This is a genomic window from Pseudoalteromonas sp. XI10 (assembly GCF_001469895.1).
In the GTDB taxonomy this organism is placed as follows: domain Bacteria; phylum Pseudomonadota; class Gammaproteobacteria; order Enterobacterales; family Alteromonadaceae; genus Pseudoalteromonas.
Genome location: NZ_LOPY01000009.1, coordinates 150,925 through 167,137 on the forward strand (window position 1 = coordinate 150,925; position 16,213 = coordinate 167,137).

Below are 16,213 nucleotides of genomic sequence, written 5' to 3' on the forward strand. Positions count from 1 at the left end.
CTGCATCAGCTAATATTAATCATTAACTAAATGGCGTATAATAGCGAATAGTTAAGTTTACTGAATGAGCATCCTTATGGCGAAGAAGAAAAAGCCACTTATCGAAGAAGAAATTATTTACGTATCAAAAAGCGAATTAAAACGTGAAGCCATGCAATATCATGGTCTGGGTGCTGAAATTGCAAAAATGCCGAAAAAGCAACGCGATCGTTTACCGCTTAATCACGATTTAAAAGAAGCGTTAGTTGTTTCTGATAAAGTAAGTGATAAGAGCGATGCTTACCGTCGTAACTTAAACTACATCGCAAAAGTATTACGTACCACAGAAAACGTTGATGAAATCCAAGCGATGATCGACATCATGCTTAACAAAAACAATCAAGCCGACGTTTTGATGAACAAAATCGAAACCCTGCGCGATGATTTGATTAAACAAGGTGACGACCTGATCAATTCAACAATTGATCAATACCCTTCTCTTGAGCGCCAAAAAATGCGCCAATTAGTGCGCAGCGCCGCAAAAGAAGTGAAAGCAGAAAAGCCAGCCAAAAATTACAAAGAGTTATTCCAGTATCTAAAAGATGCGATTATGCTTTGATTTATATACAGAAAGCCGCTTAATGAATATTTTGCGGCTTTTTAATAATCATTTCGGCGTTAAAACACCTCCTACAACCCCGTAGGAACGGCTTTAGCCGTGAACATCACGCACAACAATCATCTACCATTACGGTCTAAAAACCCACCTACAACCCCGTAGGAACGGCTTTAACCGTGAACATCACGCTCAATAATCACCTGAATATTTCGGCGTTAAAACGCCTCCTACAACCTCGTAGGAACGGCTTTAGCCGTGAACATCACGTACAATAATCACCTAAATATTTCGGCGTTAAAACGCCTCCTACAACCTCGTAGGAACGGCTTTAGCCGTGAAGAGTTTACCTATAGATAGATACAATCCCAAAAAGGGTAATCACGCACACTTTTAACAATTCCAGCCCTCAATGGGTTTGCGATGATGTACCTCGATACTCCAAGTAAATGTTCTTCGTTCCTTATTAAGGAATCATAATATCCTGGCTGCCAAATTTTTCGTTTAGAGCATGTTGCCTTGTTTATGAGATATGAACTCTTCCCTTTGACCTCTTGAATCAATCGAGCTAAAGGTACTTTATCTTGTAATTGAAATAACCAGTGTAGGTGATCAGGCATTACCACAAAACAGATAGTTTTAGCTTTAATTTCTTCAATAGCCTTTAGAGTGTTAATTAAAACTCGTGCATTATTAAAGTCAGAGAAATAACAGTTTCTATCAAGCGTTGAAGTGGTGACAGAGTAATAATGAAATGGGATTGATACCCTATGCTTTCTTAGATTTTGATAATGTGCGGTCATCCATAACCCTCCATTTATTATTTTAAATCTAGACAAAGACGTATAAGAATCAAGTTAAACCCTCGTATGAACCGCTTTAGCTGGGAAAAAGATAAACATGTTCGGCGTTAAAACGCCTCCTACAACCCCGTAGGAACGGCTTTAGCCGTGAACATCACGTATAATAATCACCTAAATATTTCGGCGTTAAAACACCTCCTACAATCCCGTAGGAACGGCTTTAGCCGTGAACATCACGCACAACAATTATCTATAATTTCGGCGTTAAAACGCCTCCTACAACCCCGTAGGAACGGCTTTAGCCGTGAACATCACGCACAATTATCACCATATCATTTCGGCGTTAAAACACCTCCTACAACCCCGTATGAACGGGTTTAGCCGTAAACATCACGCACAACAATTATCTATAATTTCGGCGTTAAAACACCTCCTACAATCCCGTAGGAACGGCTTTAGCCGTGAACATCGCACACAACAACCATCTATTATTTCGGCGTTAAAGCGCCTCCTACGTCAAAGCTGACAGCTTCAAACAAAAAAGGCTCTGAGCGTTCACTCAGAGCCTTTTTAAAATCGATAATCAATTACCAGATTTTTACGCGATCTTCTGGTTTGATATACATCTTGTCGCCTTCTTTCACATCAAATGCCTGATAGAATTCTGGCATGTTTGAAAGAATACCGATTACACGGTAATGGCTTGGTGAATGAGGGTCTGTCATTAGGCGGTTACGTAACTCTTCGTCACGATATTTGCGACGCCAAATTTGCGACCAACCCATGAAGAAACGCTGATCACCTGTGTAACCATCAATGATAGGTGCTTTTTCATCACCAAGTGATAATTGATAAGCAGTGTAAGCAACAGTTAAGCCGCCTAAATCACCAATGTTTTCACCTAATGTAAGCTGACCATTGACGCTTGCATCTTCAAATGGTTTGTACTCGTTATATTGAGCAACTAACTGACCTGTGCGCTCTTCAAACTGTTTAAGGTCTGATTCGCTCCACCAGTTACGTAAGTTACCATCACCATCATACTTCGCACCTTGGTCATCAAAGCCGTGACCTAATTCGTGGCCGATTACCGCACCGATTGCACCGTAGTTAACGGCATCATCAGCTTCAAGGTTGAAGAATGGCGGTTGTAAGATAGCCGCTGGGAATACGATTTCGTTGTTCACTGGGTTGTAGTAAGCGTTTACTGTTTGTGGTGTCATGTGCCACTCAGAACGGTCAACTGGCTTACCTAGTTTTGCAGTCATATCGGCATATTCCCACTCGCTGTGGCGAATGTAGTTACCTACTAAGTCATCACCTTTCACTTCAAGTGCTGAGTAGTCTTTCCATTTATCTGGGTAACCAATTTTTGGTGTGAACTTATCAAGCTTTTCTTTAGCAGCAATTTTTGTTTCTGGGCTCATCCACTCAAGGTTTTCAATCGCAACTGCATAACCTTTGATTACGTTATCTACTAACTCTTCCATGCGCGCTTTTGCTTCAGGTGGGAAGTTTTCTTTAACGTATACTTTACCTAGAATTTCGCCTAATACACCATTTGATGCATCAACCGCTTTTTTCCAAAGTGGAGATTGCTCTGTTACACCACGAAGTGTTGTGCTGTAGAAATCAAAGTTAAGATCTACTAGCTCTTTATCTAATAAGCGAGCGTAGTTACTAACAAAGTGGAACTTAAGGTAGTTCTGCCACGTTGCTAAGTCTGTATCGTTGTAGATACCTGCGAATTTTTCTAAGTAGCTAGGTTGGCGAATGATTACATCTTCAGTTTTGATACCAGATGCATCAAGGTAAGCTGTAAAATCAAAGTCGCCAGTAAGTTTGTTAGCATCTGCAACGCTCATCTTATTGTAAGATTTAGTCGCATCACGGCTCTCAACACGGCTCCACTGCGCATCAGCAATGCTTATTTCAAGATCAATAATTGCTTTAGCCGCAGACTCTGCATCTGCTACACCGGCTTTGCTTAAGATAGCTGTTACGTATGCTTGGTAAGCTTCACGAATTTTTGTGAATTTTTCTTCATCTTTTAGGTAGTAGTCGCGATCTGGTAAACCTAGACCAGACTGATAAACATACATCGCGTTTTCGCTAGAGTTTTTCGCGTCGTTGTTTACGTACCAACCAAACGGTAAGCTACCGCCTTTAATGCGAAGTTCAGCCATTAAAGCAACAAGATCTGACTTGTTCTTAACTGCATCAACGCTTTCTAGCACTGGTGTTAATGGCTTGATACCTGCCGCTTCACGGCCTGCTTCGTCCATGTAGCTGTTGTAGAATGCAGCTAGTTTAGCTTCATCAGAGCCTGGCTTAACGTCTTTATTAGCCGCTGCTTTTTCTAGTACTTCTTTCATCGCTTTTTGCGAATCATCGTAAAGCTGAGTGAATGAACCGTAGTTTGATTTATCACCTGGAATTTCTGTTTTCTCTAACCATTCGCCGTTTACGTGATAGTAAAAGTCATCTTGTGCGCGAACAGACTTGTCCATGTTCGCCAATTCAATGCCTGAATTTAAAGGAGCTTTTGCTTCAGTTACGGTCGCAGTTGCTGGTGCTTTAGTTTCTTGTTCTTTTTCACCACAACCAACAAGACCGAGGGCTAGTGCAATACTTGCCGCGGTAAGTGTTACGTTTTTCATGGGAGTCCCGTACTAATTATTTTTTGATGTATTTATCGAAAAACTAGCAAACATAATTAATCATTAGTTTTTCGCTTTCACCATAATAAACCGCTCAAGCAAAACAATAAAACCGAATATGTAACAATTCTTATCAAAACAAGATAAGCCGCATTTTTGAGCGATGGGAGGGGGAGATTAAGTGGTTAGTGGTTAGTGGTTAGTGGTTAGAACAAAGTAAAATACAATTCATGTGTAGCAAGTTCTTTGGTTTAATTACACAAAAAATAAAACCACCCTCTTGATCTGATCTGACTTCTGAAATCTAACTACTAAAAACTAACCTCTATTATATAACCAGCGCGCGAAATAAATTTCACGCCTACATCAGCGTAGGCGTCACGCTTGCTTGGCGCGTCTTACATTCATCACCAAGTCTGCAAATTAATAAAGAACCCGCAAACAATGCCACTCGGCTAGAAACTTATAGCTTAAAGCTTACAGCTCATACCTCTGTTTTATCTTTTCGATAATCTCAACATTCGCGGCTGGGAAGCTGTAATCATCAAGCTCGCTAAGTGCGACCCATTTACCTTGTTGGCCTTCAGCGCCATGAGCTGTGCCTGTGAAATCATCAACAATGTGGACATCTAAACGTACGCATTTATCGCCATAGTCATGTTCGATAACCATCAGCTCTTCACTGGCGTTTACGGTTAGGTTTACTTCTTCTAACAGCTCGCGCTGTAGCGCAGCAAATACGCTTTCGCCCAGCTCTACTTTGCCGCCTGGGAATTCCCATAAGCCGCCTTGGTGTTTGTCATCTGGGCGCTTACAAATAAATAACTGCTGATCTTTATAAATAACGCCAACAGCAACATGCACTACTTTTTTAGTCATTTGTTGTTTCCTTAATCATAAAAAAAGCGACGCAAGCGTCGCTTTTTATCACCGTGTTTTGGTTATTTTAATTTACCGCAACACTGCTTATATTTATTACCTGAACCACAAGGGCACGGCTCGTTACGGCCTACTTTTGGCTCTGCACGTTGTGTTACTACAGCACCTTCTGGTGTTTCGCCACCGATATGCTCAGCTTCTTCGTGTTGGTATTCACGTGGTGCATTTTCGCTACGACGATGTTGCTCTTCAACTTTCTCAACATCTTCTTCAGCGCGAACTTGTACTTTACTTAAAATACCCACAACGTCGACTTTTAAGTTCTCTAGCATTTCAGAGAATAGCTCGAACGACTCGCGCTTGTACTCTTGCTTAGGATTCTTCTGTGCGTAACCACGTAAGTGGATACCTTGACGAAGGTGGTCCATCGCAGCTAAGTGATCTTTCCAATGTTGGTCTAGGCTTTGTAGCATAATCGCTTTTTCGAATTGACGTAGTACAGACTCGCCTACCATCTCTTCTTTTTGCTTGTATGCTTGCTCAACCGCTTCTTCGATACGCTCACGAAGTTTCTCTTCGTATAGTTTGCTATCGTCAGCTAGCCATTGTGAAATTGGCAGCTCGATTAAGAAATCTTGTTTTAAGCGTTCTTCAAGACCTGGGATATCCCACATCTCAGCAAGGCTTTGCGGTGCAATGAATTGGTCAATCACACCATTTAGCACATCGCCGCGAATTGCAGTGATAGTTTCTGAAATATCGCCTTCTTCAAGTAGCTCGTTACGTTGCGAGTAAACAACACGACGTTGGTCGTTTGCTACGTCATCGTACTCAAGTAATTGCTTACGAACGTCGAAGTTACGTGCTTCAACTTTACGTTGTGCGTTTTCGATTGCGCGGTTAACCCAAGGGTGCTCAATTGCTTCACCGCGTTGCATACCTAGTTTACGCATCATGTTAGTCATGCGCTCACCAGCGAAGATACGCATTAGCGCGTCGTCCATTGATAAGTAGAAACGGCTTGAACCCGCATCACCTTGACGACCAGAACGACCACGTAGCTGGTTATCGATACGACGAGATTCGTGACGCTCAGTACCAATAATGTGTAGACCACCCGCTTCGATTACTGCATCGTGACGTTTTTGCCACTCATCTTTAATCGCTTTGATTTGTTCATCAGTTGGGTTTTCTAGCTTTTCAACTTCGCTGTTCCAGTTACCACCTAACACGATATCGGTACCACGACCAGCCATGTTAGTTGCAATGGTTACTGTGCCAGGTAAACCGGCATCGGCAACAATATCTGCTTCTTGTGCGTGGAACTTAGCATTAAGTACGTTGTGCTTAATTTTTTCTTTACGTAAGAACTGCGATAAGTACTCAGAACTTTCGATAGAAATAGTACCAACGAGTACCGGTTGACCACGTTCTTGACAATCTTTGATATCAGCAAGAATTGCTTCGTACTTTTCTTCTTGCGTTAGGTATACAAGGTCTGCACGATCGTCACGGATCATCGGTTTGTTAGTTGGCATTACTACAGTGTCTAGGCCATAGATAGACTGGAACTCAAACGCTTCTGTGTCTGCTGTACCTGTCATACCCGCTAGTGTGTCGTATAAACGGAAGTAGTTTTGGAATGTGATTGATGCCAATGTTTGGTTTTCGTTTTGAATGCGTACACCTTCTTTTGCTTCAACAGCTTGGTGTAAACCTTCTGACCAACGACGACCTTCCATTGTACGGCCTGTGTGCTCATCAACGATGATAACTTCGTTTTCTTTAACAACGTAGTCAACGTCTTTTTGATAAAGCTTGTGAGCACGAAGTGCCGCATACACATGGCTTAATAATGTTATGCTTGAAGCTGAGTAAAGTGAATCACCTTCTTGAATTAAGCCGCGCTCAATTAGTAGCTCTTCAACTTTAACTTGGCCGCGCTCTGTAAGGTGAACTTGCTTAGACTTTTCATCGATAGTGTAATCGCCGTCACCTTCAACGCCTTCTTCATCTTCTTTTTCTTGTAGCTCTAGATCAGGCACAATTTTGTTGATTTCGATGTAAAGTTCAGAGCTATCTTCAGCTGGGCCTGAGATAATAAGCGGCGTACGCGCTTCATCGATTAGGATTGAATCCACCTCATCCACTACGGCGTAGTAAAGTGGGCGTTGTACACGCTCTTCAATGCTAAATGCCATGTTATCGCGCAGATAATCAAAGCCAAATTCGTTATTAGTACCGTAAGTGATGTCGGCAGCGTAAGCGATTTTCTTTTGCTGCGGCATCATGCCTGGTACGTTACAGCCTACTGTTAGGCCTAAGAACTCAAATAATGGGCGGTTAGTTTCGGCGTCACGTTTTGCAAGGTAGTCGTTCACGGTAATTACGTGAACACCTTTACCTGTTAAACCACGAAGGTATGCAGGTAATGTTGCTGTTAGTGTTTTACCTTCACCGGTACGCATTTCTGCAATGCGACCTTGATGTAAAACCATACCACCAAGTAGCTGTACGTCGAAGTGACGCATGCCGTTTACACGCTTAGATGCTTCACGTACCACAGCAAATGCTTCTGGTAAAATGTCATCTAGGCTTTGTCCGTTATCGTAACGCTCTCTAAATTCAGCTGTTTTTGCTTTTAAATCTTCATCAGAAAGCGCTTCTAATTGCTTTTCAAGCGCATTAATTAGAGCGACCGTCTTTCTTAGGTTTTTAATAGTGCGGTCATTGCGACTACCAAAAATCTTGGTAAATAAATTAGATATCATGATAAAACCGTTACAATGTATTCTTTGTTAGCTAGTCATTAGCTAACCCACTTTCTTCAATTGATAATTAATATGCGCTTATGCTCATGATGTAGGGCATATTAATTAACAATTTATCAGTACGCTGTTCAAAACACCGCTTATTTCGTGCGCTATCATACCAGAGTCTGCGCAACATCAAACCTTCTGTTTATGAAGATATGGATTTTCAGCAAGAAAATTTAAAAATCAGCCATAATCTTTGATCTAACTCCATATAAAGGGTGAAAACAAGATTACTGAATAGATATGGCGACAATCGAAATAAAATCAAGATCAGGGAAGAAAAAAGCAGGTTAGTGGTTAGTGGTTAGTGGTTAGTGGTTAGTGGTTAGTGGTTAGTGCAAAGTAAAATACAATTCATGTGTAGCAAGTTCTTTGTTTAATTACACAAAAAATAAAACCACCCTCTAGATCAACTGATATCTAATTTCTGAATTCTAACTACTAAAAATCCGACTTCTGAAGTTTATCTCCTGTTATAAAACCTCCGCGCGAAATAAATTTCACGCCTTCATCAGAACGTAGGAGCGGCTTTAGCCGTGAATAAAACAAAGATATTCGGCGTTAAAACGCCTCCTACAGAGTTTTATTGCTGAGGAAAACTCAACACCATCCCCCCCCCACAGTTCGGCTGACGTCTGACGGCTGAAAGCTGACGGCTCCTTAAATTTCGGCACTAAAGTACCTCCTACGGGGTAGGCTCATAAACCACACCGCTCGGCTAAAAACTGACGACTTTATTTATTTTTGCGCCCATGTTGTGCTAAACGTTCTAACTTGGCTTTTAAAGATGGAGGGGCGTCTGCGGCGATGGCGCTGAGGTAATCGGCTGTTTGTTCACTCATTTGACGTTTAGAAACCGGCTTTTGTTCTGGCTTATTTGTTGCCGATAAGCGCTGAGTTGCTTGTGGGTTTGCGGTAATTTTAATTTGCCCAAGCTCTACCATGCCAGCGGCACGAAAATGCGAGAGCATATCCATTTTTAAGTAATTTAAACGCAGTGCAATCGGTGCCGAAACCGCTTCGATCATCAAAGTACCATCACGGTAATTACTTACTCGGCATTTTTTCGAAAGCGTTTCACCTAAAAAGTCATCAAGAATCGTTTGTTGAGAAGACAAGCCTTGGGTTTTACCAGCATAAGATGCCAAGCGACCACTCAAGCCCGCCATAATATCGCCAACAGCTTTTGGCGCGTATCTATCTTTTGCCATTAATCGTCTACCTAAAAAGGTTAATCACCACAAAGAGAATATACCACCTACGTAAATATGAAGCTATTAGGTTCGAGGGACGAGATACGAGATACGAGATACGAGGTGCGAGGTGCGAGGTGCGAGTTATCGTAGGCGTCACGCTTGCTTGGCGCGTCTAACATTCAACACCAAACCGGAAATCATTAAATAACCAACAAACAACACCGTTCGGCTCAAAACTGACGCCTGAAAGCTGATGGCTCCTTAAATTTTCGGCACTAAAGTACCTCCTACGAGTTAGGCCTTTGGGTAAGGCCTACAAACAATAACGCTCAACTCAAAACTTACAGCTTATAGCTTTAAGCTTCTCTTCCTCCCCCGTGATTGTTTCTGGTACACTTTTCCTTTGTTTTTTATTTAACTTGCACGATGACTCAACACTCTCTTACTTTAATTGTATTGGCTGGCGGGCTGGGTAGCCGCTTTGGCGGAAACAAACAAATTGCCGAAATACCAGGGCTGGGCTGTACCATCATGGAGCTTAGTATTCATGATGCGGTTAAAGCGGGTGTGAGCCAAGCGGTGATCATCATTAATAAAAAAATTCGTGCTGAGTTTGAAGCGACGATTTTACCGCGCCTACCTGAGTCGCTCGAAGTAATTCTAGTCGAGCAAGAAATTAGTGCTGTGCCAAATGGCTATGAGCACCTAGCCGCTGAACGCCTAAAACCATGGGGTACAGGTCATGCATTACTTTGCGCAAAACCCTATGTAAATAACCCTGCTATTGTCATTACCGCCGATGATTATTATGGCGAGTCCTCTTATGCAATTGTTAGTGAGCACTTCAAACAGCATAGCAATTGGGCGATGGTAGGCTACCCAATAAAAGATACCCTATCCGAAGAAGGTGGTGTAAATCGTGGTGTATGCTCTGTTGATAGCCACCAGCATTTAACCGATGTGGTCGAGTACCTAGATATTAAACTCGAAAATAATGTTTTAAAAGGCAACAATCCACATGGTGAGAGATTACAAATTGCCGATGATGCCCTAGGTTCTATGAGCTTTTGGGGAATAACACCTAGTTTATTTAATGACTTAGAAACAGGTTTTATTGAGTTTTTAGAAAATACTGACAACGGTGTCACGAAAGAGTATTATTTACCAAATGAGATACAACTCGCGATTCAAGATAACCGCCAAGCTGTAACCGTTTATACTGCACAAGAGCCATGGTATGGCGTGACCTACAAAGCTGAATTGGATGCAATAGCACACACTTTATGTCAGTTACGTCGTAAGCAAAACGATTAACCCTTGCCTCTTCTTGCAAAAAATAAGTAATGGAAAATTAATGAAGTCGAATCCTGTTGCAACTTATCTTTCTGAGCACTTTGGCTTAAGCACAGATAACGTAACGCTAAAGCCAATTGGCAATGGCCACATCAACACAACCATGTTACTTAAATCAGAAGAAAACGCCTTGGTTGTGCAAAAGTTAAATACCGATGTGTTTCCTAATCCTGAGCACCTAGTTGAAAATGCACGACTAATTGAGCAGCACCTTAGTGAAAAACACGACAATGGTGAATACAACCTCGAAATTATTCGTCATGTTCCAACTATCGAAAGCGACTTTTTAGTTGAATGCGATCAAGGTGTTTGGCGTGCACTCGAATTTATTGGCGGCAGTTATAGTGAAGATGTAGTAGCAACTATCTCGCAAGCACAAACTGCAGCCAATGCATTTGGACAATTCGCGCTAGCACTACAAGATTTTCAGGCTGATCAGCTGCATCATGTGATCCCAGATTTTCATAACTTAGCGATGCGCTTTGACGCCTTTAAAGAGGTAATCGAAAAAGATCCTGTAAATCGTGTGGCCCTTTGCCAAGACGACATCGACTTTTGTTTAGCTCAACAATCTTTAGTTGATGAGTTAAAACAACTTGAAGGAAACATTCCTTTAAGGCCATGCCATAACGACACAAAAATCAACAACATGCTATTTTGCACGCAATCTGATGATGCAAAAGCAGTCATCGACCTAGATACCTGTATGCCTGGTTATTGGTTATTTGATTTTGGCGATATGGTGCGTACCTTCTGCTCACCTGAGCAAGAAGACTCTACCAACCTAAGTAATGTGCGTGTTCGTGAAGAAATCTTCGCCGCCATCGTTAAAGGTTATGTTGAACCACTACAAGATGTGATCACCGACGCCGAAAAAGAAAGCTTTTGGTTAGGTACCAAGGTCATGACCTTTATGATTGGCCTGCGCTTTTTAACAGACTTTATTGATGGCGATAATTACTTTGCCACCAAACATGCAAACCATAACCTAGAACGCGCACGCAACCAGTTTGCTTTATATCGCGATATTCTTGAAAAGGAACATACGTTAAAAGCGATATTAGAGATAAATAAAGGGTAAAAATACAGTGGTTAGTGGTTAGTGGTTAGTGGTTAGTGGTTAGTGGTTAGTGGTTAGTGGTTAGTGGTTAGTGGTTAGTGGTTAGTGGTTAGTGGTTAGTACAAAGTAAAATACATTTCATGTGTAGCAAGTTCTTTGTTTAATTACACAAAAAATAAAACCATCCTCTCGATCAACTGATATCTAACTTCTAAAATCTAACCACTTAAATAATATCTAGCCTTAAAATCAGGAGATTATTATGCATATAAAACACCACGGAGCGGTGAAAGGCGTAACAGGGTCTTGCCACCAGCTATTTATTGATGACACAAATTCTGTACTTGTTGATTGTGGGCTATTTCAAGGAGAAGATAGTAAACAAGACCTAGCTATTGAGTTTGATATATCAACGGTAAAAGCGCTGATTGTTACACATTGCCATATAGATCATGTTGGTCGCATACCCTACTTACTTGCTGCAGGTTTCAAGGGGCCTATTTTTACCTCGGTTGCCACCGCCAAGCTATTGCCTATGGTGATTGAAGATGCCTTAAAAGTGGGTGTAACTCGCGATGAAGCAATGCTCCGCACCTGCTTAAAGTTACTAAAACAACAGATTGTCTCTCTTGATTTCAACACATGGTACTGCATTCCCGTAGGAATGGGCTTTAACCGCGAAAAAGTAGCCTCAAGCAATCAAAAACCCTTATATAAAATTCGCCTGCAACGCGCCGGGCACATTTTAGGCTCTGCCTATGTTGAAATTGAGCTAGGTAAAAAGCCAAATACGCATAGAGTGGTATTTTCTGGTGATTTAGGTGCACCTAACACGCCATTATTACCAACGCCAAAACCGCCTTACCGCGCCGATACATTAGTTATTGAGTCAACCTATGGTGATAAAAACCATCAAGGTCGTAAAGAGCGTGTAGCCATACTTAAAAAGGTTATAGAACGTGCCATAAGTGATAATGGCGTGGTACTTATACCCGCTTTTAGCATTGGCCGAACTCAAGAGCTACTCTATGAGTTTGAACAGCTTATTCACTCTGCAAGCAAACGCTCTATGTGGCATAAACTGCAAATTATTGTAGATTCGCCAATGGCTGCTAATTTCACAAATGAATATTTACACTTTAAAGCGCTGTGGGATAACGAAGCAAAAAAACGCGTAAAACAAGGTCGCCACCCGCTCGACTTCAACCAACTACACACTATTGATAGCCACCAAGAACATCTTGCCCTGATTAACTTTTTAACCTCTAAACAACAGCCAGCAATAATCATTGCTGCTAGCGGTATGTGTAATGGCGGCAGAATAGTTAATTACCTAGAGCGGTTTTTGCCCGACAAAACAACCGATGTCATTTTTGTTGGCTACCAAGGGCAAGGAACATTAGGCCGAGAAATTCAAAAATACGGCCCACGCGGCGGCTATGTATTTATCGATAATCAAAAAGTAATGATTAAAGCGCAAATTCATACCATCAGCGGCTACAGCGCCCATGCAGATCAAAAAGGATTAACCAGATTTGTCACCGGTATGCGCAAAAAGCCAAGTTTAATCAAAATCGTCCACGGCGATAAGCAAGCCAAACAAGCACTAGCAGAAAAGCTTAAAGCTGAGTTAGGCGAAAGAGTAGAAATAGTGGTTAGTGGTTAGTGAGTTGCGAGTTGCGAGTTGCGAGTTGCGAGTTGCGAGTTGCGAGTTGCGAGTTGCGAGTTGCGAGTTGCGAGTTGCGAGTTGCGAGTTGCGAGTATACAAGGGTAAATTAATTATTTTTATGTAAGTACATTAATTTACCTAGCATTTTACCAATTTCTTCACACTCATTTGTTATGAGTAAGTAGTTTTCCTTATGCAAGTAACCCAACTCAAAAGCAAGCATAACTTGTGTTTTGAGTTCACCGACGGAGCCTTTAGCTATAAAAAGGAAATGAGCTCTTTCTTTTTTAGAAAAGCGCTCATACCCTTCAGCGATGTTACTTGGAATTGAAACCGAGCAGCGACACATTTGATCTTTTAAACTAAAATCTTTGAGTAAATAAAAACTTCTATAAACTAAAAGACTTAATTGAAAAGATCTTTTCCATACATCTAATCTCTCGTAGTACATAGCCACTCCTTGGCATCAGTATCTGACTCGAATCTCGAATCTAGTATCTCGTATTTCGAATCTCGCTTCTCGCTTCTCGCTTCTCGATTCTCGTTTTTCGCTTCTCGCCCCCGCTACTGCGAGTCGCTACTATTTATAACTCTCATACGCTTCTTTCATTCGCGCTAGGTTGCTATAAATATAGCTCGAAGTTAAACGACCACGTTTAAACATTGTATTGTCTAAAGAGACTTGTGTAGAAGGAGCGTAACCTTGGTTAAATACAAGAGTATTATACGTGCCTATTTGTGTTGATAAGCCAATACGCCATATATCGCGGCCTTTTAACTGGCCAAACGGTGTGACTTTCATATCTTTGCGAGGTGTAAGTGGGATACTCAAGCCAACCCCTGCTTTTTGAGCATCGGTATTTTCATAGAATACAGCTATGTAGCTATCACCAAACCAAAAGCGACTTTCAAGTTTTACACCACTGTCACCATAAAAATACTTACCAGCCGTAGCATGTAGGGTGATATCTTGCTCTACCCAGTTGTACTGGTATGTAAGTGTTTCGTACTCACGTGATGCGCGGTAATCTGCATAATCAAAATAAGCGATTTTAGCACTTACTTTATGGCGACCCTCAGGGCTTAACCAAGCCGTTTCGTTAATAATAGCTTTGTAATCAAAGTAGTCTTTAAAAAAACCGATCTGCGTTTGGTTATAAAAGCCATACGGCAGTGCAAAGGTTTGGTGCAGCATTGCATTTACAATACCTTCATCTAGGCTGTAATTATCAAATACACCGTTATCTTCAAAGTCACTGCTTTCATCTAAAATAGTTTGGCCGGTAACTTTTATGCCACCACCTTGCCAAAGCGGCACGTCAAGCTCGGCACGCAAGCCTACAGAGTAGTCAAATACTCCAAACTCTGTTGCATAAGTATTAGATAAAGCTGGGCTTAAAGTTAAGCGCGGTTTAAAGTAAGGGCTAGCCTCTGCCTTACCGGCCCATACTACACCTTCAGGAATACTCGCTTTGCCCTGCTGTACATTTAAATCAGGGCTTACACCTTTTTCGATAAATAAGCGATAATTATCAACCTTGCCCTGAATTGCAATTAAAGGAATATCTGTTTTAGAAAGCTGTACGTTAAAGTGCGTACTTTCGTTAGTTACACTTTCAGCAATACGGCCAAGTACAACACCAATGGCATCGATGTCGTTACGGTTAAATACCGAGTTTTCAAAGTTTACGAATACGGTATTGAGGTTGTAGCCAACCACTACATTTTCAAAGCCATCGTTTATTAACGCTTCTTTTAATTCGATTACTTGGCTATTTAAGCTTGAGCTTGAAAGTTTTTGCGAAGTTTGTATGGGTGATTTTTTTAAACTTGTAGCCGTGAGAGCTTTTGCTTGTTCAGCCAATTCTGGCGCCATAGCTGTTTGAATAAAACCAATGCCATGGTCATTGATTTTAGCTATTGGCTTTGTAGCAACCGGGGCTACATAAGGGGCTGCTTCAACTTTTTTATAATTTTGTTTATCTTCACTCGAAAGCGGCATACTAAAGTTAACGCCCCAATAGGTGTCTTGTTCTGAGTAATCTGTATTACTATAAAAGCGGCTAGTAAAGGTTATTTCACCAATATCATACAGCCACTTTTTAGGAATAGTCACTTTAGCACCGGCATTAAATGCCTCTGCATCATGCTCTGCTTGCAAACTAAACCAATCAAAAACTTGATACTCTATACCACCAAATACGCCATCCATCTCGCCATGAGGACGTTTGCTTTTTGCGATACCTGCAGAAAATCTAAAGTTCCATAATTCTTTTGATGCCACAGCATAATATGTCTCATATTGATTAACGTCTCCCCCAACATCTTTAGTACCAACAGCTAAATTGAACCAATCTTCTGGAATGTATGGAATTTGATACTTAGCATTAAAAGATAAGTCTCTTAACTGCCATGATGTATCTGGATCAAAAAATTTATCATGCATAGTCTCTGAAGCAATCAAACCGCTCACTTCTAAACCTTCGAATAATCCAACACTTACAATAAAGTTGTGGCCATCTATATACTCTGCGCCTCTCAAATCGAGCTGATTATTATAACCAAAACCAACTAATCCTTTTTTTTGTACTTCAGCATTTGGGGTATTGATTAAACCGGTGTAACCAGCAAAAGATTGATGAGAGTTAATTTGATCTGCATAAACAAGTGGTGAGCTTAGCGCTATTGCACTACCTAAAAAGACATTCAGCTTAGACATAAACTATTCCGAGTTAAAATTATAAAAATCCTTAAATTAGATTAAATATAACATTAGATGTGAGAAACGAGAAGTTAATAGCGAGGTGCTAGGTGCTAGGTGCTAGGTGCTAGGTGCTAGGTGCTAGGTGCTAGGTGCTAGGTGCTAGGTGCTAGGTGCTAGGTGCTAGGTGAACAAGATTTTATTTTGGGGTGGGATAAAGCAAGTGGTTAATAGCTAAAAATTAACCTCTAACCACTAAATGATCTGACCTCTGAAATCTAATATCTATCGTCTGATTGATCTGACTCCATAAAAGTAGACACCTTTTTGGAGTCAGTAATCATGAAAGTAAAACCATATCGTAAACATTCCCTCGAATTTAAAATAAAAGTTGTTCAAGAGTCGTTAGACACCACAGATACAGTTAAGATGGTCGCGAATAAATACGGAATTCATCCTGACATGCTATCAAGTTGGAGAA

General features: G+C 41.1%; 12 protein-coding genes. 5 read left to right on the forward strand and 7 right to left on the reverse strand.

Features of this window, described 5'->3' with window-relative positions; all coding sequences use genetic code 11:
• The first annotated feature begins 76 nt into the window (after nucleotides 1–76).
• Nucleotides 77–598, forward strand: coding sequence for a ribosome biogenesis factor YjgA (gene yjgA / locus AUR67_RS01760; RefSeq protein WP_058583884.1), 522 nt, complete (start codon nucleotides 77–79; stop codon nucleotides 596–598).
• Between the two features lie 347 nt (nucleotides 599–945).
• On the opposite strand, the gene AUR67_RS01765 is transcribed toward yjgA, so the two are convergent.
• From AUR67_RS01765 to AUR67_RS01785, 5 genes are all read right to left on the reverse strand, one after another.
• Nucleotides 946–1,398 (reverse strand): REP-associated tyrosine transposase, encoded by a 453-nt coding sequence (locus tag AUR67_RS01765; RefSeq protein ID WP_058583868.1) that lies wholly within the window; start codon nucleotides 1,396–1,398, stop codon nucleotides 946–948.
• A 587-nt stretch (nucleotides 1,399–1,985) separates the two neighbouring features.
• Nucleotides 1,986–4,058 carry a M13 family metallopeptidase gene (locus AUR67_RS01770; protein WP_058583869.1) on the reverse strand — a complete coding sequence of 691 codons (2,073 nt, stop codon included), beginning with the start codon at nucleotides 4,056–4,058 and terminating at the stop codon, nucleotides 1,986–1,988.
• 477 nt (nucleotides 4,059–4,535) lie between these two features.
• On the reverse strand, nucleotides 4,536–4,937 hold the full coding sequence (gene mutT, locus AUR67_RS01775) for an 8-oxo-dGTP diphosphatase MutT (RefSeq protein ID WP_058583870.1): 402 nt from the start codon (nucleotides 4,935–4,937) through the stop codon (nucleotides 4,536–4,538).
• 62 nt (nucleotides 4,938–4,999) lie between these two features.
• A complete protein-coding gene (secA, locus tag AUR67_RS01780) occupies nucleotides 5,000–7,708 on the reverse strand; it encodes a preprotein translocase subunit SecA (RefSeq protein ID WP_058583871.1) in 2,709 nt (902 codons plus the stop codon).
• 779 nt (nucleotides 7,709–8,487) lie between these two features.
• Entirely contained in the window at nucleotides 8,488–8,964 is a 477-nt protein-coding gene (locus AUR67_RS01785) for a DUF721 domain-containing protein (RefSeq protein WP_055199376.1), read from the reverse strand.
• A 411-nt stretch (nucleotides 8,965–9,375) separates the two neighbouring features.
• Here AUR67_RS01785 and AUR67_RS01790 point away from each other — a divergent pair, with 411 nt between their 5' ends.
• The 3 genes from AUR67_RS01790 (at nucleotide 9,376) to AUR67_RS01800 (ending at nucleotide 13,028) form a co-directional block, all read left to right on the forward strand.
• On the forward strand, nucleotides 9,376–10,263 hold the full coding sequence (locus tag AUR67_RS01790; protein WP_058583872.1) for an NTP transferase domain-containing protein: 888 nt from the start codon (nucleotides 9,376–9,378) through the stop codon (nucleotides 10,261–10,263).
• A gap of 40 nt (nucleotides 10,264–10,303) precedes the next feature.
• Nucleotides 10,304–11,383 (forward strand): phosphotransferase enzyme family protein, encoded by a 1,080-nt coding sequence (locus tag AUR67_RS01795; protein WP_058583873.1) that lies wholly within the window; start codon nucleotides 10,304–10,306, stop codon nucleotides 11,381–11,383.
• Nucleotides 11,384–11,624: 241 nt separating this feature from the next.
• Entirely contained in the window at nucleotides 11,625–13,028 is a 1,404-nt protein-coding gene (locus AUR67_RS01800; RefSeq protein ID WP_058583874.1) for an MBL fold metallo-hydrolase RNA specificity domain-containing protein, read from the forward strand.
• A gap of 109 nt (nucleotides 13,029–13,137) precedes the next feature.
• On the opposite strand, the gene AUR67_RS01805 is transcribed toward AUR67_RS01800, so the two are convergent.
• Both AUR67_RS01805 and AUR67_RS01810 read right to left on the reverse strand, forming a co-directional pair.
• The gene (locus tag AUR67_RS01805) at nucleotides 13,138–13,482 is read right to left on the reverse strand and encodes a four helix bundle protein (RefSeq protein ID WP_058583875.1); all 345 of its coding nucleotides are present in this window, start codon (nucleotides 13,480–13,482) and stop codon (nucleotides 13,138–13,140) included.
• A 129-nt stretch (nucleotides 13,483–13,611) separates the two neighbouring features.
• Nucleotides 13,612–15,750 carry a YjbH domain-containing protein gene (locus AUR67_RS01810; RefSeq protein WP_058583876.1) on the reverse strand — a complete coding sequence of 713 codons (2,139 nt, stop codon included), beginning with the start codon at nucleotides 15,748–15,750 and terminating at the stop codon, nucleotides 13,612–13,614.
• A gap of 324 nt (nucleotides 15,751–16,074) precedes the next feature.
• Here AUR67_RS01810 and AUR67_RS21525 point away from each other — a divergent pair.
• Nucleotides 16,075–16,213: transposase (locus tag AUR67_RS21525; protein WP_152996459.1), on the forward strand; the 139-nt coding region annotated here is incomplete at its 3' end.